This window comes from Paenibacillus sp. FSL L8-0708, assembly GCF_038009325.1.
In the GTDB taxonomy this organism is placed as follows: domain Bacteria; phylum Bacillota; class Bacilli; order Paenibacillales; family Paenibacillaceae; genus Paenibacillus_AQ; species Paenibacillus_AQ odorifer.
On record NZ_JBBPBC010000001.1, the window covers coordinates 326,066 to 345,446 of the forward strand.

The following is a 19,381-nucleotide window of genomic DNA, read 5'->3' on the forward strand; positions in this document are numbered from 1 at the left end:
CCCTTTATTTTAATTTATCAAGCGCAGCTTGCGCCGTTTCTTGTGCTTCCTTAAGTGCTTGTGCTGCTGGGATATTCTCAATCTGCACCTTATCTGCGGCGATTGTCAACGCATCGTTAATTTTGCCGCCAGTTGGGTCTTGGAAAGGTGCAGAACCATGAGAAGCTTGCATCAATGGAACCTTAATCTGTGGATTGCTTTCGCTGAATGACACAAACGCCGGGTCTTGCAATGCGGATTGGCGCACCGAAATATATCCCGTATTAATGGACCAGGACGCAGTATTCTCAGCATTCGTGAAGTAGGTTAGCCATTTCATAGCTGCTTCCTTTTCACTGTCGCTGGCTTTGGATAGAATGCCGGCCATAAGGGCTTGGGCTACGGGTTTGCCCTCACCGATCCCTGCCCAGCCTGGCTGCTCCATAGCCGAAACAATGCTGAAGTCCAAGTCGCCCTGATCGCCGCTGGAGCCAGTGTAGCCTGCGGCTTGACCCTTCATTACATCGTCAATCGTCTTGTACCAATACTCCCAGCCTTGACCGCCGGAATGAATCCGCATGATCTTATCCTCGTGAATCCACTTGCGGAACAAATCCCAGGTTTCAATCCACTCTTTAGAGTCAACCATAACTTGTTTTCCATCCTCACTAAGGATAGTGCCTCCTTTGCTGAGTACGGCATCAATCATGTTCCCTGAACCCCACATAGGCTCCCAACCATAAAGGGTGGTTTTGCCGCCGTCCTTCACTGTCATTTTCGCAGCTGCGGCAGCCAGATCTTCCCAAGTCTTTAGTGTGCTCGCATCAATTCCATTCTTCTCAAAAACATCTTTGCGGTAGTACATGACCTGCGTTGTTCCATACATCGGCAGGAAGTATTGCTTACCATCAACCTGGCCCTGATTTAGAAAGGTTTGGACAAAATCCTCTTTATTAAAATCTGGCTGCAGTGCCATAAGCTCGTCTATCGGAGCGAAATATCCTTTACGGGCCCAATCTACATTGGAGGAGAGAGCAGCCGCAGGTACTTTTCCTGTAGCGATAGCTGCTTGCAGCTTCTGTTCGGTTTCCGTGTAGTCTGCCTGCGCGATACCTTTGACGATGACCTCTTGCTGAGAGGTATTAAATTTCTGAATCAGTGCCTCCATATTCTCACCAAGCTTGCCGCCGAGACCATACCAGAATTCAATTGTTACCGGTGCATTTTGTGTGGGCGCAGCCTCTGTGGAGGGGGAGGAAGAAGCTCCATTCGCCGCTGTAACATTGCCTGTATTCGCATTTCCTCCGCAAGCTGTTAACATTGTAAATCCGGCAACTAAAGACAGGGTGGACAGTCTCTTCAATACGTTCATCATCATTCTCCTCTTATTAAAATAGAATTGTTAGCTTATCCTTTGCTGGAACCAGCGGTCATATTGACACTTTGCATGATCGTTTTCTGAGCTAGTAGAAATACTAGCAGCAACGGGGTGATGGTGAATGCGCTAGCGGCCATGATCAGCGGCCATTTTAATCCGTAAGCACCTCCTTGAGTAAAGAAACTACGCAGACCCGCCGAGACTAGCTGTAGATTAGGATCTTTGGTGATGAGCATCGGCCAGAAATAGTTATTGTACTGATCAATGAAGGTGATCAGGGCTAGCACAGCAAAGGAAGAACGTGTAATGGGGACAAGAATGGTCCACAGAATCCGCATATGTGAGGAACCGTCCACTTCTCCAGCCTCCACCAGCTCATGGGGAACCTGAAGGAAGGCCTGGCGAATTAGAAAGATGGAGAAGACACTTACACAGTTGGATAGAATTAATCCGGCATATGAATCCAGTAGATAGAGCTGGGACAATACCAAATATCCGGGAAGATAAACTGCGGTGGCTGGAACCATATAGCCGAAAAGAATAACGCCTGAGAACAGCCCTCTGAAGCGGAATTTCATATGCGTAAGCGCATAGGCCATCATCCCGGAATTTATGACCTGCAGAATAACAATCGAAACAGCGACAAATATGCTATTGCCCATATATCTGAAGAAAGGGGCTTCGTGCCAGGCGGCTGAAAAATTACTCCACAGCGCATCCTTAGGCCAGATTGTGGGCGGAGACTGCCAGATTTCATCATTGGTTTTTAAGGCGCTGGTGACCATCCAATAGAAGGGGAAGGCCATGATCAGTGCAATAGCTGTAAAAAATAGATGGCGGGTCAGCTTGCCCACGCGTACGATCGTTGCATTCATCAGTCGTTCTCCTTTACAGCAGTTGTTATTGATAATGGGTTGTCCGTTTACTAACCTCTAGCGAGACTACGGAGAGCAGCATACATATAAATACCAGAACCATTGCGACACTAGAGGCTTCTCCAATCTGAAAGGCTTCAAAGGCAGACTGATAATACATATAGAGCAAGGTGCGTGTTGATCCTGAGGGTCCACCTTGTGTAAGTACGTTAATCTGGTCGTAAGCCTGTAACGCCCCGATGATCTGTACGATGAACAGAAACAGTGTCGTTGGCGAGATTAGCGGTAAAGTAATACGGCTGAATTTTTGAACAGCATTTGCTCCATCCAGTCGAGCTGCTTCCAGCAGATCCGTAGGGACATTGCGTAGTGCCACCAAGTAAAAAATCATCGCCCAGCCTACCGATTTCCATATTGTCACGAGCAGAACGCCAAGCAGCGCCCATTTAGGGTCTTGAAGCCAACCGATTTTTTCTAGACCTAAGAGGTCAAGTACAGTATTGGCAAGGCCGATTTCGGGTTCATAGATCCAGGACCAGACAATGGATACAGCCACGGTCGGCGTGACCCAAGGGGAGAACAGCAATACCTGATAGAGGGTGGACCCTTTCAGCTTCCCGTTCATCAGGAGTGCTAGTCCAAGTCCGATCAGAATAACGGGCAGCACACTTCCGGCACAGAATAACAGAGTCACTCTAAGTGCTTTATAGAAGGCAGGATTGCTGAACAGATCCAGATAGTTGGTTAGTCCGACAAAGGTTTTCTCAGGGCTCATGAAGTCCCATTCCGTAAAGCTGAGATAAAATACATAAAGTAATGGCGCTAGCCAAAATACAACGAATGGAATCATTGCCGGCAAGGTGAAGAGCACCGGTTTCAACTCCCCTATAAATCTCGAACGTTTCATTATTCTGTCGATACCCCATTCCATCTTCTGTTTTTTGCGGTATAATTCTGAGGAAAGCTCTTCCGTTCAAAAAAAATTGTACACTCATCGGGCGGCTGCGTGGTCAAGTGGACGTAAAGATCGATGCGAGATTATGTAAAAAATTAAGAGATTAGCGCAGGTAGTTGCTATTTTGTGTAAAATAGAAGGGTAGATTCTAAGTGGAATGAAGGTGCAGCTATGAAACAGGTAGCCTTTGGTGAAGAGAATAAAGACTTATCTCCACGCGAGCAGCTGCTGCGTCCGATGATCGATGCGATTGCTCAGACGATGGACCTATATGGTGCGAATTATTCATTCGGGCAGCTGTATGGAATTATGTTCTTTGAAGACCGTCCGATGACGCTTGAAGAGATGAAGAATGTGATGAATATGAGCAAGAGTAATATGAGCTATGGAGTCCGTTCTTTGATGGCCTCCAAGATGGTCACTAAGCTGGAGGAGAAGCGGGACCGAAAGGATCTGTATGCAGTGGAAACAGATTTCTTTCAGACCTTTAAGAACTTTTTTGGGATGAAGCTACAGCGGGAGATTGATGTCATGAAGCACGCTTTAGACGTTGTCATTCCTGAGCTGGAGGGATTGGTTCAAGCCGTAGATACATCTGAGGAGGAGCGGCAATTCTGCCTGAAGGATCTGGAGAAGCTGGAGCATGCCGTCCAATATTATCATTGGCTGCAGCAGTTCGTGGACGAGCTTGGGGAAGAGAATTACTTCGCAGATAAGAGAAGGTCCTAGACCGTCTACAATCACATATAGATGTACATAATTGTATATAGATCTCCATTTTGCGGGGTGTTCCTTAAGCCGGTTCAGGCTTGAGGTTCGCCCTCTTTTTTATGATAAAGAAACAAAAATAAGAAGAAAATGTAACCAATAGCAGGTGGAACTTCCATAAAATATATAGTTACATAGGGACAAGAAATGTTGTTAAGGAGATTCTGAGATTGAAAACAAAAAAATATATGCTGCTTGTTGTCATAGTTCTACTGCTGAGCCTTGCTGCTATTTTGAATACACAACGTGAACCTTCAACAATTATTATTAACGTAAATGGTCAAATGATAAAGACGATAGCTGCCAACCCAGCCTCGCCTGATGATCTTATGATCCCGAAGGCGGTAGCTGAACAGGCACTAAATACACAAATCGGCTGGCAGAAATCCGGACCTCTTCCAAAAGGTATTTACTACAGAGATCAGGTGGCTGTGCTGATGTATCATCATCTTTCTGAGAAGCCCATGCCACAGTTTCCTTGGGTGTTATCGGTTGATCGGTTTGATGATCAAATGAATCTGCTGAAGCAGGAAGGTTTTCATGTGATCAACATGGCGGAATACCGTGAATTTATGCTGAATAACGGCGCAGTTCCGGACAATGCAGTGCTGCTGACCTTTGATGATGGATATGAGAGTTTCTATAAATTGGCGTTCCCCGTTTTGCAAAAATACGGATATACAGCCGTTAATTTTGTTATCGTATCTACAATAGATCACCCAGATCCGAATAGCGTACCGAAGCTCACTTGGGAGCAAATGCGGGAAATGAAGCATGCTGGGATGGGATTTTATAGTCATACCTATGATTTGCACCATTATGGGATTGTCGATGCCGAGGGCGGGCAGCGGCCAGCTGCAAGTGCCTTGTTATATGTTGATGATGAGAACAGGAATGAGATGAATGTCGAATACTACAGCAGAGTTACACGTGATCTGGCTAAGGCGGAGCAAAGGCTGAAGGAAGAATTGGGCAATACGGATTCGGCGATAGCTTTTCCTTATGGGTCCTACAATGACAGATTGCTGGCTGTTTGTGATTCGCTAGGGATTTCGCTGACCTTCAAAATTGAGGATGGGATTAACACCAGAGCGGATCGGAATGCCGCACGAATTAACGGGGGAAGTGAGACACTTACCGCTGCGTTGACGCTTGATCAGATGAAGCATATCGATTTGCCTATGGAATTGACCTTGAACAACCAAAAGGTGAATATGGTAAGGAATTCTCCTGAAATGAGGAAGGGAACCTTGATGGTTCCATTTCATCAATTATGCAAAGATCTGCATATAGATATGAAATATGATCCGAAACGCCGAATCGTTGAATTGATTCATATGGATGCAGGAGCATGAAAAGTGTCACTTTTATAGATGATGAGATTACAAAAAGTGAGTAAATTCGTCATTTTAGGCGAATCACTAGTTGCTATAAGTGAATTCCTTACTGTAGACTATAAACAGAGTACTAATTGGTAAGCGAATGGAGAGAACTGATGGAATTGTTTAAGCGTTATTACGCAAATTTAACGGTCCGGCGTTTTTTGATTTTAGGATTGGTTGCTCTACTGCTATTCAGTATTAGAGATATGCTTAATTTGGTACTGTTGACGTTTTTGATTGCGTATGTAATGAATAGCTTTCAAGTGCTGCTCACGAAGCGCATTAACAAATATGTAGCAGTTAACAGCAAAGTGATTATTGTTATTCTATACCTTGCCTTAATCGCTGTAATTGTCATAACCCTCGTTAATTATCTGCCTAAGGTTTTCATACAGATTAAACAGTTAACGAATTTTTTGACCAATTTGACCCCTGAGAACATCCCGCAGAATGATATAGTGCAGTATATATTCGCCCAGCTTAAGGATTTGAACTATCAGTCGTACATGAAAGACGGTATTGAATATGTCTTGAAAATAAGCAATTGGGGCACCAGCTTTGTTTTATCAACCATTTTGAGCTTTGTATTTATACTTGAGAAGAACAGGATCGTTAGTTTCACTTCCCGCCTTAAAGAGAGCAAAATCTCTTGGTTCTATGTAGAGCTTGAGTATTTTGGCAGAAAATTTATCTCCTCTTTCGGAAAAGTGATCGAAGCACAAATTCTGATCGCGTTGTTTAATACATGCTTTACGGTGATCGGACTCTGGATTTTAGGTTTTCCTTACCTTTTCGCATTATCCATTATGATCTTCTTGCTTAGTTTAATTCCGGTTGTAGGTTTTGTTATCTCGCTAATCCCACTTTGTATTATTGGTTACAATATTGGTGGCCTAGTCATGACTATCTATGTACTGGCAATGATTGCCGTGCTTCATTTTGTAGAAGGCTACTTCCTAAATCCTAAACTGATGTCATCCAAAATGAATTTGCCTATGTTCTATACGTTTATCGTGTTGTTATTCTCTGAGCATTATCTCGGGGTTTGGGGTCTGATTCTGGGGATTCCGATCTTTGTATTCTTCCTTGATATTCTGGAGATTAACAGAGAGAACAAGATAGGGACTTAGGGATTCTGTTATAAAATAAGTATTAAATATACAAAACCCGGCTAAATGGAAGATCCATTTAGCCGGGTTTTTTTTGTGTATGTTACAGCGTCGCTGTATGTATTCCCTTAACCGAAGGAAGTATGGACACTATCTGAAACGATGTCCCTCAGCTCCGCTTTATATGCCGCATACTGCTCGGTTGTTATGCTTCCAGCGGCTAACCGTGAATCCAATTGATCCGTTAGCTGGGCAACCTGTAGATCGATTACAGCTTCAATATCTTGGCCTTGTTCTGATGCAATATCTTGAAGTGACTTACCGTCATATATGGCCTCGTATAGATCCTCGTCCGTTGGCTGGTTAAGTACCTCCAATAATTCGTCTTGATCCGCGACCTCTGCCGTGGACCATTTTACAGGCGAACTTGCATTAGCGGTAAGACTAGTCCAAGCATTTCCGAAAGACATCACTACAACTACCGTTCCGACTATGATCACTCTTTTTATATCCATTAGAGTCCTCTTTTCTTGTTCTGCAATAACTTATCTTGCTTAAGCATCCGTCTAAAGTATCGTTTAAAATGGGTTCTAACTAGTTATATTGTAACCCGCGAAGCTGAACTGAAGCTTAAGCAATATTAAAAATAACCTAAAGATTTAACACGGCTATGATATAGCGATAATACACCGCAGGTATACTTTCCAGATGAGATTCATTGCATATTTATGCATTGAATCACAATCAAACAAATGGGGAGTGTTCGGAGTTTTGAGAATAACAGCAAAAGCTAAACGTTTATTTTCCAGCATAATTGCCAGCAGTTTGATGTTGGGAATCATGGCTCCAGCAGGATATGCCGAAGAGCAGCAGCTGGAGACGGAGCAGACATCTTCCGAATTAGAGGCGCATTTTGATGAACAGGTTGAGCTCGACACGCTTTTAAGTCAACCGACTGTAATGGCAGAGGTGTACGCGGTACCTAATAATCCAGGAGCGCTACTGATTACAGAGGTTGTTCCGGATACTAAAAATGTAAAAGGGACAGATGGAACCTCTGTAGATGGTTACGAGTTTGTTGAGGTCTACAATAATACGGACAAGCCGGTTAATTTTAAGGATTATTATTTCTTTTATAATGACAAAGATTCATGGGCACCTAATGGTGATGCTGTAATACCGGCGCATGGAAATATTGTTTTCTGGATTATGAACGGCAATAATCTGAATGTTCCTACGGAGGATTTCATCAAAAACTTTAATCCTTCTGCAGCTTTGCAGGAAGGAGTGAATCTGTTCCGGATCAACGGTGGCGGGGGGATGGCTAACACTTCTGCGCGTAATTTACAAATTAAAAGCAAAGCAGGAGATACGCTAATTGTTTCTGCTTCCTATGGAAAAGAACAGGTGAAGGAGAATAACGGGATCTTCTATCAATACTTGCAAGCAGATAGCTCCGTTATGAACCTCATGGTGAATTCGGGAACGGTTGTGGCTACGCCTGGAACCGTAGAGGCAGAACAAGTGCCTGAGCTAGTTCCTGGGAACAAGCAGCCAGTGATTGAACATATTGCACAGAGTAGTGTCGATCCAGCCGATCTCCCTATCAGTGCGAAGATTACTAATCTGGAAAGCGGGGCAGATGGATCACTACCTGTAGTGAAGCTACAGTATGGCTCTCCTTCTCAGGCGAAAGATACGGTAATCACCATGACCTCAAAAGGTGGGGATGAATATGCGGCAATGATTCCTGCAGCTGCGCTGGAAGAGCCGGAGCTGCATTACAGCATCCGCGTTAATAATGTGACAGAGAGTTATTCTGTTCATGTGAACCTGCCGGCGTTTGATTCGAATAATGTGCCGCCGTTGTTAATCACAGAGCTGCTGCCGAATTCGACGAATGTAAAAGGAACGAGCAGCGACGCTTTTGAATTCATTGAGATCTATAACAATACTGATGCACCTGTTAATTTCAAGGACTACAAGGTCTATTATCGTTATCCTGATAAAGGTAACGCTTCCGATGTGAAGTGGCCTTCGACGCCAGAGAACTTTCTGATTCCTGCACAGCAGTCCGTGGTGTTCTGGGTTATTAATAGTGCCAATAGTACTTACACTGCTAATGATTTCAATACAGAATTCAACACAAACTTAATTGAAGGCACCAATCTCTTTTTGATCAAAAGCGATGGTATGGCGAACTCTGGCCGCCGGGCAGTCGTAATCAAAAGTAACACGGAAAAAGAAATTTCCTCCGCGTATTATGATGCTGACCTCACCTACGATGGTGGAGCTAAAGGTGATGACACCAAAGAGAATAAAGCCCTTCTATATAAGTATCCTGTGAATGGGCTGAGCAAAATGCTCAAGATCAGTACGGGGTCAGCCGTTCCGTCACCAGGCCAGACGGATGTAACACAACTTCCAAGCACACCGATCCATGTGGAGCCGGATACAGAGAAACCAACAGTAGAAGATCTGACGGGCGTAACGGAGATTGATCAGTCGCTGGGTCTCGATTTGAAGGCTTTTGCTGATGACAATAAAGCTGTTACTTCTGTGGAAGTTAGAGTGTCTTCGGACAAGCAGCCGGAGGCTGTTAGCCACAATCTATCCCAAGACTTCAACGACAGCTTGTATCACTTCAAATTGACCTCTGCGGATTTGATTGGCAGAAATGAAATCCAGTATTACTTTGTTGTTTCTGATGGAACGAATGAAACACAATCTCCAGTAATGAAAGTAAAAGTTACAGGAGGACAGGATCAATCACCCCTTCGTTTGAATGTGAAGGAAGGGCAGTTGATCAATGGCTCCGTGACCGTAAAGGGAACCTCTGCCACCGCTAAGGCTGATGTCTTAGGCTTGAGCATTGACAGTAAGTTACTGGGCAATAACGAGACATATAATGCACTGGAGAATGATGCCTACTTTGTATTTGAAGCTAAAAATGTGGACTATTATTTTAAAAATGCGATCACGATGGGACCGGAAGAACTAGGAGATGCCAGTATTCTGTATACCTTTATGGACCCGATTACTACGTATACTACATTGACTTTTCCTATTTCTTCTGCCGCTTTAAAAAAGGGTACGGATAATGTGATTTACATTCGGGCGGGCTCTAAATCATCTCCATTTGATCCTCGTCCTGAGGAGAATAAGGATGATTTTGAAGTGAAAAATGTTCGTCTCCTGCTGGCAGATGGTACCGAAATTTGGGACCCGGCTTATGCAGAACGTGATAAGGAAATCAAGATGGGGGACAGCGCAGGTAAGCATGAATCCCTCGGCTTCCAGTTTGATCTAAAAGCGGATTTGTTCCGTTCAAAGGCGTACAACTGGAATACTAAGGAAGCAACTGACGGAGAACATAAAGTAACGCTTACCGAAGGTGTAACGAAAGTATCATCAAACGTAATTGTCGACAACACGCCACCATCCATCAAAGCATCCATAGAAGAAGGACAAACTTACCGTGGCAATTTTGAAATTGCTGCTGAAGTTAAGGATACTTATGCGGGTGTAGATAAGGTCAGCGTGAAGCTGGATGGTAATGTTATTGAACTGCCCTATGCTACTTCATCCGGGAAGTTATCGGCTGGGGAGCATACGCTTTCTATCACAGCCTTAGATAGGATTGGCAATCAGGCAGAAAAGGTCATTACATTCCATGTACCGAATGAGAATCCATTTGCGCCACTGCTTATTTCTCCTACAAACTGGGAGACCGCTGTAGGTACTAATCCGACTTTAAAGGTTAAGGTTGAAGATCCTAATCAGGATAAGATAAACGTTACCTTCTTTAGAGGATTTAAGTACGATGCTAACCATCCGGAGCAAGGCTTTGCTGGGTTTATAAATGCATCCGATACAGAGCCGCCGAAACAATCCGTACCTGCGGGCGAACAAGCGCTTAGCAGTGATGACTACAGTAAAATAAGTGCGGTGGACGGACAATATTTAATTAATGATGCTGTCAATCAATTCCCTTATCAGCGTTATGAAATTAAGCTGGATGAGTCGGTTAAGGCGTCAGATCGTGTAGATATTGAATGGAAAGGGAATTCGTTGCCGGGACGTAAAGTAAGTCTCTACGCATGGAGTCCAACTCAACAAAAATGGGTACAGCTGGATCATTTAATCGCTGGAACAGAGGATTTTGAGCTGAAATCCACGGTTACAGCTGGAGAATATGCTAATGGAAATAGCATTGCAGTAATGGTTCAGGACGAAATTGCTTCGGTGGCTAAGACAGCACCAACAGTAACACAAGATACGTATGACTTTTCTTTTGTATGGATGTCTGATACACAATATTATTCACAGAGCTACCCTTACATTTACCGTAAAAATGTAGAATGGATAGCTGACAACAAAGAGAGCTTGAACCTGAAGTATGTTATTCATACAGGAGATATCGTGGATAAATCCTATCAGGAGTATGAGTGGAAGGAAGCTGACCGGGACATGAAGGTTCTGGAGGAAGCTAACATTCCTTATGGTGTTCTTGCGGGTAATCATGACGTAGGCCATCAAACCGGGGATTACACGAAATTCTGGGAGTATTTTGGAGAGTGGAGATTCAAGAATATGCCGACCTTCGGTGGCTCTTATGACAACAACAGGGGCCATTACGATTTAGTGTCTGCGAACGGAAATGATTTTGTTATTGTATACATGGGCTGGGGATTGGCTGAGGAAGAAATCGAATGGATGAATGAGATCGTTGCCCGTTATCCAGAGCGTAAAGCGATTCTTTGTCTCCATGAATACTTGCTGGTTTCTAATAACCGTGCACCTATTGCGGATAAGATTTTTGAGATGGTTGTGAAACCTAACAAAAACGTAATCGCAGCACTGTCCGGCCATTATCATGATGCTGAGCTTAAGGTAGACGAGCTGGATGATAACGGTGACGGTATTCCAGACCGCAGTGTCTATCAAATGCTGGCAGATTACCAAGGCGCTGAAGAAGGGGGACTCGGCTATATCCGTCTGCTTCAGTTCGATGTTGCTAATAACAAACTTCGCGTGAAGACTTATTCGCCTTATTTGGATGATTATAACTACTATGATGAAGACGAATATCCAGGCAAAGATGAGTTCGTTCTGGATCTGGATTTACAGCCTGTGACTAAACGTGTGGCTACCGACTATATCGGAGTCAAGGTTTACAGCGACCAGGAAATTGCGGCCAATCCACAAGTAGAGAGTGGCGCGGAGACTCAGGTCACTTGGAGTAAGCTGAATCCGGATAGCTACTACCAATGGTATACAAAGGTTGAGGATGATCACTCCGGTAGTGTGCTTTCAGATATCTGGGGCTTTTACACTGGAAAAGAGGATGTGATGCCGACACCAGAGGTGACACCAACACCAACACCGACACCAGAGGTAACGCCGACACCAGAGGTATCGCCATCGCCAGAAGTGACGCCGACACCAGCACCAGAGGTGACGCCGACACCAGCACCAGAGGTGACGCCGACACCAGCACCAGAGGTGACAACGGCACCTCCGGTAGTTTCACCAGTGCCAACAGTGACTCCAACGCCTACAGCCACACCTGGAGCGGGAAAGGGAAACATTGAACTGGCATTAGGAAGTAATGGGACGTATACAGCTGATCCGTCAGCCTTGAAGAAACTGATAGAGGAAGCTGCTACAGGGGGAAGCCTAAAGATTAGCGCAGGCGGAGCAACCCCGGCTCAAGATCAGATTAGAATTGCTCTTGATGCAGCCGCTGTTCAACAGGCTGTCGAAAAGAAGTTGAATTTGAATATTGTTTCATCTAACGTTACCTTGAGCATACCAACAAACTCCTTACCAGCCATTCCGGCAGGCAGTGATATGCTGCTACTAAGCATTGATACGAGTATGATATCTGTACAGGCCAATGACGCTGGAATGAGTCCATTCAGAGCTAACGTTACGCTGAACCTCAGTACATCTGCAGGAGGCAAAGAAACGGCTATCCACCAGCTTAAAGGTGCTGTTACGATTACCTTGACGCTGACTAAGGAACAGCTTGCTAAGCTTGATACAGATTTTGCGGGTGTCTATTATGTAAATGGCAGCACGTTGGAATATTTGGGTGGAGTGTTTAAGGATAATACCGTTACCTTCACAACAAATCACTTTTCCTCCTTTGCGGTACTGGAATACCATAAGCAATTTAGGGATACTGCTGGTCACTGGGCAGAGTCGTATATTTCCAAGCTGACGGCTAAGCATGTGATTAAAGGGATCGACGATACGCATTATGGACCACAGGCGAATGTAACCCGTGCAGATTTTGTTACACTGGCCGTTCGTTCTCTCGGATTGGATGAAGCAAATGGGGCTATCGTACAGAGTGCTTTTGCAGATGTATCTAAAGATGCTTATTATGCACAGTCGATAGAGAAAGCTGTCCAGCTTGGATTGATCCAAGGCAGTGATGGCAAGTTCCGACCTAAAGATGCGATTACTCGTGAGGAGGCGGCAGTTGTCCTGCAGAAACTGATGCAGTATAAAGCAGGATTGCAAGCTTCCGTTGCTGCTGCTGCAAGCTTTAAGGATATGAATAGTGTATCTGAGTGGGCGAAGCAAGCGGTAATTGATTTGCAAGCAAAGGGAATCCTTGACGGCAAGGGCGACAATAACTTTGACCCTCGTGGCAAAGTGACCCGTGCTGAAATCGCAAAACTGTTATATGGAATAATCAAATTATAAGATAGGTTGGCAAAGGCAGGCAGAGGAGACTCTGGCCTGCTTTTTGTCTTTTTTGCGTGTAGTCTCCTTTTTCTTCTATGTAAAAAGGAAATTTCCACTATTCATATGATTTTTCATATATAATATTTTTGAATTAATTTTAAATTTTCAGAATCTTTCAAAATAAAAGTAAATTGCAAGGGAAGCTGGCATTGTCTCTTCTCTAGTACCGTTTTTGTTAGCAGTAATTCAGCTCTTTACGGCACTTCTTCCGCTTGGCGCAGGGCTTGGCATTCATTTATGGGTGCTTGTACTCCTCATCCTGTTATTCACCGACCCCTTCTTCTTTACGTATCAATATCCAACATACTGACCGCTGGTTTGGACTCATTCCATAATACATAGATTGGAGATACCGACTTTGAGAATGAAGTTAGCACATATCCTCCTTTTGCTTACTGCGGTTTTTGCGTTCCTTCTGTATCGGGGAAGCCTTGATTCCATCGATCAGCAGTTACAAGATCGTGTGATGCAGCACGAGAGAGATGTGGATACTACGATTGCTATCATCGGGATTGACGATCAGAGCTTGGAGGACTTCGGCAGCTGGCCATGGAGCAGAAATGTTCATGCCCAGCTCTTGGATACACTCTCCGAGGGCCATCCTGCAGTGATCGGCTTTGACCTCACATTCCCAGTGGGCTCGGAGGATCCGGAGGCAGATGCCGAATTCGCTGCGGCTGTCGCACGAGCGGGGAATGTAGTCCTGCCTGTATATGGCACGTTTGCCCCAAATACTGAGCAGGGGAAGATCGAAGCGTTGGAGTTATCCCAGCCGTTTGAGGCTTTAAGAGAGGCAGCGGCTGCGACCGCCCATATCAATACCATTACCGACATGGACCATGTGGTGCGTAAAGCTCTTTTTTCTTTTGACTATGAAGGTAAACCTATTAACAGCTTGTCATGGACACTCTATCAGAAATATCGAGAGGCGATGGGGGGGACTGCGGATCCGCAGAAGCTACCTTTAGATAAGTTTGGGCGCTTCTATATCCCCTATTCAGGCGGCAAGGGTGATTTTGAAGAGATTCCCTATTCGGAGGTGCTTAACGGGGAGGTTTCTCCATCCTATTTTGAGAATAGAATTGTGCTTATCGGGCCGTATGCTACAGGGTTTAAGGATGACTTTCTAACCCCGATCAGCGGTAAAAACACGTTATACGGCGTGGAAATACATGCGAATATTATTCAATCGCTGCTGGACAATAATTATAAACGCGTGCTGGATTGGAAGTGGAACGAAGTAGTTTTGTTACTAGCTGCACTCCTGGCATATCTACTATTCCGTAAAGTGAAGATGCTATATTCCTACGCTGTCATTGCGGTCATTATTGCACTCCTTATTTTTGCAGGTCGTTATTTCTATGATCAGGGAATGGTGATTTCACTAGGTTATGTGATTCCGTTTCTAATTATTAGCTGCATTGTCGTGATAGGGTTTCAATATTTAGAAGAACTGATGGAGAAACGTAGGGTTACGGATATCTTTGGCCGATATGTTGCCCCGCAAGTTGTGGATCAAATTCTTAAGAAGGGTCAAGAAGGATTGAAGCTGGGGGGGAGCCGCAGAGAGCTAACCTTGTTGTTCGTGGATATTCGCGGGTTTACTCCGTTGTCGGAGGCTGCTGAGCCTGAGGAGATTGTAGAGATTTTGAATGAGTATCTGGATCTCACCGCAGGTTGTATTTTTAAGTATGATGGCACATTGGACAAGTTTATCGGGGATGCCACGATGGCGATTTTTAATGCTCCATTGCTGCTGGAGGATCATCCGATGCAAGCGGTGAAGGCGGCGTGGGCGATGAAGGAAGGCTCGTCTGCAGTGGAACAAAAGCTGTTCGAGCGTTTTGGCTTAGTCGTGAAATTCGGCATTGGGGTGCACACTGGCCCAGCTGTATTCGGGAATATTGGCTCGAAGACACGGATGGATTATACAGCGATTGGAGACACCGTCAACACGGCGGCCCGTCTGGAAAGCAATGCGAAGCCTGGACAAATCCTCATTAGTGAAGCTACCTACGCTTTTGTAAAAGATAGAGTATCAGCTGTTTCATTAGGAGAGATCAAGGTAAAGGGCAAGGAGCAGGGAATCAGTGTCTATGAATTGGAGGGATTGAGATGAAGTCGTTAAAGCTTACACTGGCATTTGTTCTTTTTTTCAGTATTCTTTGGCCAGCGGTTGTCACAGAGGCGAAGGATAGCGTCAAAGTGGGGAAAATAACTGCGGTCTCAGGCAAGTCAGAGGTGAAGAAAAGCGGAGGAACCAAGAAATTTAATGCTTTCAAAGGGATGGCGATTACGCAAGGCGATACGATTATAACAGGCTCGGACGGACAAATCAGCCTCGACCTTGATGCCAACAAAGAAGTTACGATCGGAGCAAACACTACGCTTACCATCAGCCAACTAGTCGAAAGTGCCAAAGCGCTGGGCGGTAAGACAAGTCTGAAGCTTCAAAATGGGCAGGTCCTGATCAAGGTGAAAAAGAAGCTGGAGGGTGACTCCCGGTTTGAGATTGAGACCCCGACGGCTATTATGGGCGTTATGGGCACAGAGTTTTTTGTTAGCGTTAATAGCCAAGGCAATGTAGTCCTTAATGGTGGGGCAGGAATTAACGGCGATTATTTGGGAGTTCTGGAAGGAACAGTTCATGTAGTTTCGCCTGTAGATGCTACTCTTTCTCAATTAATAGGAGCCTCCCAACAGCTTATTATAGAGAATCAACAATGGATACAGGGGCACTTGTCCCTGAATGTATTGCCGCAATTTGCGTTAGAGCAGCATTTGGAATATCTGAACGAAGAAGGGAAATTAACCGAAGCAATAAAAGATCAGTTCGATCGACTATTTGAGCAAATAAAAGCTACTATGCCTGTCCACCCACCTATACCATCAATTCCACCTAAGATTAACTATGATCTATCTAGTCGGGCTCCCTTAGATATAACGAAACCAACACCACCGACGAGACCAACGCCGACACCGGAGCCGACGTCAACACCGAAACCGACGCCAACACCGGAACCAACAGCAACGCCAACACCGGAACCAACAGCAACGCCGACGCCGGAGCCGACAGCAACGCCGACACCGGAACCAACGGCAACACCGACGCCGGAACAGACGCCAACACCGGAACCGACAGCAACGCCGACGCCCAATCCGCTTGACGCGCCTGAGCTGAACCAGCAGGAATTTAGAGAACATATCTATGACTATCTCGTCCGTAATAATGAGATTGCTTTGCCGTTTACGGCACCTTTAGCCTTTAATATCGCAGATGACTCTAATCCTAATGCTGCGAGGGATGGGGTGAGTGTTACTTTGAATCAGAGTGCGGACAAGCTCGATTTAGGAGAGGTATACATTCGAGAGAATGAGCTTATCATTCAACTGCGGGGATCACTTCCTTATAAGTCATTCGTTCAAATCAAGGTTAACGGTGGTTTGTTAAAGAATGCCCTTACCGGGGGGCAGGTACAGGAAGAGGATCAACAGATAGCAGACGGCGGGTTTTACTTTGAAGGAGAGATCACTCCGAGTTATTTTAATCATACGGGTCCTATAGGTGAAGATGAAGCACCGGAATTTATCATCCATTCGCTAGGTTATGATGTAGGGGAGATTAGATATCGTTATGAATATGATCTTGGAGATCCGTTACCGCTAGAAGATACGGATTATGTACTGGATCGGAATGATGAGAATACCTTTGTGCTTAAACTTACTCCAGAATTTTTGAATAGACTAACTCCCGAACCTTATAACGTTATCATTCCTCTGGTGAGGATTGAAGATACTGAAGACGGCCCTGTACAGGTAATAGTAGACACGCTTAAGATCAGCTTATCTTTGTTATTTTAAAGGCGCAATAACCTTCGGGAGGAGAAAATAACGTTATGAAAAAAGAACTCATCTCCATCGCTTGCGGAATTATGCTTATAAGCGCAGCCCTACCTAATATCGTAGCCGCAGAGGTATTGCAGCCTATAAGTGGTGACATTCAAGGGAGTATAGTCCAGAATGTTTCGTCTAATGTTGGACTCTCTCTTAAGCAACCGTTGGGAGTGGCAGCAGTGCCTGGCAGCAATGACCTCATTATTGTGCAGTCAGCAAGCGGCACAATTAGCAAGTGGAGTAACGGAACCCTACAGACGATAGCCGGAAAAGGTAATACTGGGTATAGTGATGGGCAGTCAGCAGAGGCTTTGTTTAATCATCCGACGTACACCGCCGCTGACAGTAAAGGTAATATCTATATCAGTGATACCGACAACCATGTGATCCGCAAAATAGAGGGAGGCACAGTCTACACCCTTGCAGGAACGGGAGTCGCCGGGTACAAGGATGGACAACCCAATGCGGCGCAGTTTAGCTCTCCGGGTGGCCTAGCCATAGACAGCAATAATAACTTATATGTAGCGGACACACTTAATCATGTGATTCGTAAAGTTACTCCAGAAGGGGTCGTTACTACATTTGCGGGTCAGCAGGGGAATGATGGTGCTTATCTGGATGGAGCGGTAGCTTCGGCAAAATTCAATGAGCCAGTGGGTCTTACGTTTGATGAGTCCGGTAATCTCTATGTAGCTGATAGCGGAAATCAGATGATCCGGTTGATTAAAGGCAGTAAGGTTGAGACCTTTGCAGGCAAATCAACCACAGTTGACCCTGTGACTGGCTATATGGCTGGGGGATTCCAGAATGGAGACCGACTGTCTGCTCTATTCAATCGTCCACGGGGACTGGCTTATGCTGATGGAGTACTGCTGATTGCTGATAGTCTGAATCATCGGGTTCGGGCTATTCAGAAGGACGGCAAGGTCATTACAGTCGCAGGACAAAGTACCGCGGGAGATCGGGTCGGAGCTTTGGACGATGTAATGTTTAATCAACCTTCCGGTATCGCTCTTGTGTCCGGGAAGCTGTATGTGACGGACACGTTAAATAACAAATTGAAGGTATTAGATCTCGATGTACAGGCCCTTAAGCCACTGCGTAGTGAAGCTGATCTGCTGGATGCCGTTCCGCTGCTGCCAGCAGGTAAAAACATGCAAGTATGGTTGGACGGAGTGCAAGTGAAATTAAATACCTCTAATCTGCCACTTCAGGAGTCGGGTAAAATATATTTACCAGTTAGAGCGTTATTTAGCTCATGGGGAGCGGACATTAGCTGGAACGCGGTCAACAAGGAAACCGTGATTAGCAAGGGGGATTGGACACTTTCCCTTAAGCCTGACGCAAGTCAGAAGGTACAGATCCTAAAAGGTACTTTATACGTGGCAGCCGATTATCTGCCGACCATTTCATCTTTTATGCAGGTATACGATGAGGACAGTCTCGCAATTGTGCTGGAAAGTGGTCTATAAGCTTCCGAGTTGGAGGACACCTTTGAAGGTGTTCTTTTTTTGAATATATAAAATACTTACTTGACAGGTAGGAATAAAGGGGTATATGATATCACCAATACTTAAACAGTAATTAAATGAACAGTGAAATAATTCAACTGAGCTGATTGGACCACCAAAGGCTCCCGTACTTTTCCCTTGTCAGGGGTAGGTGCTGGGAGTCTTTTTTTATGGGCTGATTGGGAGAAAGCAGAGGTTAGTAAGCCATGAATGAACAATATTGGAGACAGCTGGAGGAGACAGATTGGGCATTTCGCAAGGCGGTTCGCAGATTCGTGAAAGAGCGGGATAAAGTCGCCGTAGCAGGCATCTCCTTACCAGGCATGCTGATTCTGCACAAAATCATTCGCGATGGTGAACAAAGGCTAGGAGATTTAGCGGATGAACTAGACTTCACCTCAGGTGCGATTACCGCATTGAGCGATAAGCTTGAGGCGGGTGGATATACCGTACGCAGACGTAAAGAAGGCGACCGTAGAACGGTAATGCTGGATATTACGGGTAAAGGCCGCAAGATGGCGGAGCAGAACAGCAACATCGGAGAACGATGTATTTCGCTTTTGTTTGAGGGGTTTACGGAGGAGGAATTGGCGCAGCAAAATGACTTTTATCAGCGGATCATTAGCAATTTGGAAGGATTCTCGGATATCCTGCTGAAGCTCGCTAAGGAGAATGCAGAGACCTCACCAACCCTTGAACAGAAGCCACGAACAACCACCAAAAAAAGTAATTATCTTAGCTACTAAAAAAATTGAACGTAGGAGAGATGAA

The 19,381-nt window shown here is 45.0% G+C and carries 12 protein-coding genes; 8 read left to right on the forward strand and 4 right to left on the reverse strand.

Annotated features, from left to right (window positions below; genetic code table 11):
* Positions 1–4: 4 nt before the first annotated feature.
* Genes NYE58_RS01495 through NYE58_RS01505 form a run of 3 tightly spaced genes read right to left on the reverse strand, consistent with a single transcriptional unit; the run spans position 5 to position 3,163 of the window.
* Complete coding sequence (locus NYE58_RS01495) at positions 5–1,351, reverse strand: ABC transporter substrate-binding protein (protein WP_081387137.1); 1,347 nt, start codon at positions 1,349–1,351, stop codon at positions 5–7.
* 35 nt (positions 1,352–1,386) lie between these two features.
* Entirely contained in the window at positions 1,387–2,232 is an 846-nt protein-coding gene (locus NYE58_RS01500; RefSeq protein WP_076275940.1) for a carbohydrate ABC transporter permease, read from the reverse strand.
* A 25-nt stretch (positions 2,233–2,257) separates the two neighbouring features.
* Complete coding sequence (locus NYE58_RS01505) at positions 2,258–3,163, reverse strand: carbohydrate ABC transporter permease (RefSeq protein WP_341000932.1); 906 nt, start codon at positions 3,161–3,163, stop codon at positions 2,258–2,260.
* A gap of 195 nt (positions 3,164–3,358) precedes the next feature.
* Between NYE58_RS01505 and NYE58_RS01510 the strand changes: the two genes are divergently transcribed.
* The 3 genes from NYE58_RS01510 to NYE58_RS01520 all read left to right on the forward strand — a co-directional run bounded on the left by NYE58_RS01510 (position 3,359) and on the right by NYE58_RS01520 (position 6,467).
* On the forward strand, positions 3,359–3,916 hold the full coding sequence (locus NYE58_RS01510; RefSeq protein ID WP_076101159.1) for a GbsR/MarR family transcriptional regulator: 558 nt from the start codon (positions 3,359–3,361) through the stop codon (positions 3,914–3,916).
* 209 nt (positions 3,917–4,125) lie between these two features.
* A complete protein-coding gene (locus tag NYE58_RS01515; RefSeq protein WP_341000933.1) occupies positions 4,126–5,310 on the forward strand; it encodes a polysaccharide deacetylase family protein in 1,185 nt (394 codons plus the stop codon).
* A gap of 140 nt (positions 5,311–5,450) precedes the next feature.
* Positions 5,451–6,467 (forward strand): AI-2E family transporter, encoded by a 1,017-nt coding sequence (locus tag NYE58_RS01520; protein WP_036687315.1) that lies wholly within the window; start codon positions 5,451–5,453, stop codon positions 6,465–6,467.
* Between the two features lie 107 nt (positions 6,468–6,574).
* On the opposite strand, the gene NYE58_RS01525 is transcribed toward NYE58_RS01520, so the two are convergent.
* Positions 6,575–6,961, reverse strand: a complete 387-nt coding sequence (locus tag NYE58_RS01525; RefSeq protein WP_038568262.1) for a hypothetical protein — start codon at positions 6,959–6,961, stop codon at positions 6,575–6,577.
* 256 nt (positions 6,962–7,217) lie between these two features.
* Here NYE58_RS01525 and NYE58_RS01530 point away from each other — a divergent pair, with 256 nt between their 5' ends.
* The 5 genes from NYE58_RS01530 (at position 7,218) to NYE58_RS01550 (ending at position 19,356) form a co-directional block, all read left to right on the forward strand.
* On the forward strand, positions 7,218–13,163 hold the full coding sequence (locus tag NYE58_RS01530; RefSeq protein WP_341000934.1) for an S-layer homology domain-containing protein: 5,946 nt from the start codon (positions 7,218–7,220) through the stop codon (positions 13,161–13,163).
* 406 nt (positions 13,164–13,569) lie between these two features.
* Complete coding sequence (locus tag NYE58_RS01535) at positions 13,570–15,324, forward strand: CHASE2 domain-containing protein (RefSeq protein ID WP_256718934.1); 1,755 nt, start codon at positions 13,570–13,572, stop codon at positions 15,322–15,324.
* On the forward strand, positions 15,321–17,066 hold the full coding sequence (locus tag NYE58_RS01540; RefSeq protein WP_341000935.1) for a FecR family protein: 1,746 nt from the start codon (positions 15,321–15,323) through the stop codon (positions 17,064–17,066). Before NYE58_RS01535 ends, NYE58_RS01540 begins: the two co-directional genes overlap by 4 nt.
* 35 nt (positions 17,067–17,101) lie before the next feature.
* Positions 17,102–18,571: a stalk domain-containing protein gene (locus NYE58_RS01545; RefSeq protein WP_341000936.1), complete on the forward strand. Its 1,470-nt coding sequence runs from the start codon at positions 17,102–17,104 to the stop codon at positions 18,569–18,571.
* Positions 18,572–18,816: 245 nt separating this feature from the next.
* Positions 18,817–19,356, forward strand: a complete 540-nt coding sequence (locus NYE58_RS01550; RefSeq protein WP_076275944.1) for a MarR family winged helix-turn-helix transcriptional regulator — start codon at positions 18,817–18,819, stop codon at positions 19,354–19,356.
* The last annotated feature ends 25 nt before the right edge of the window (positions 19,357–19,381 follow it).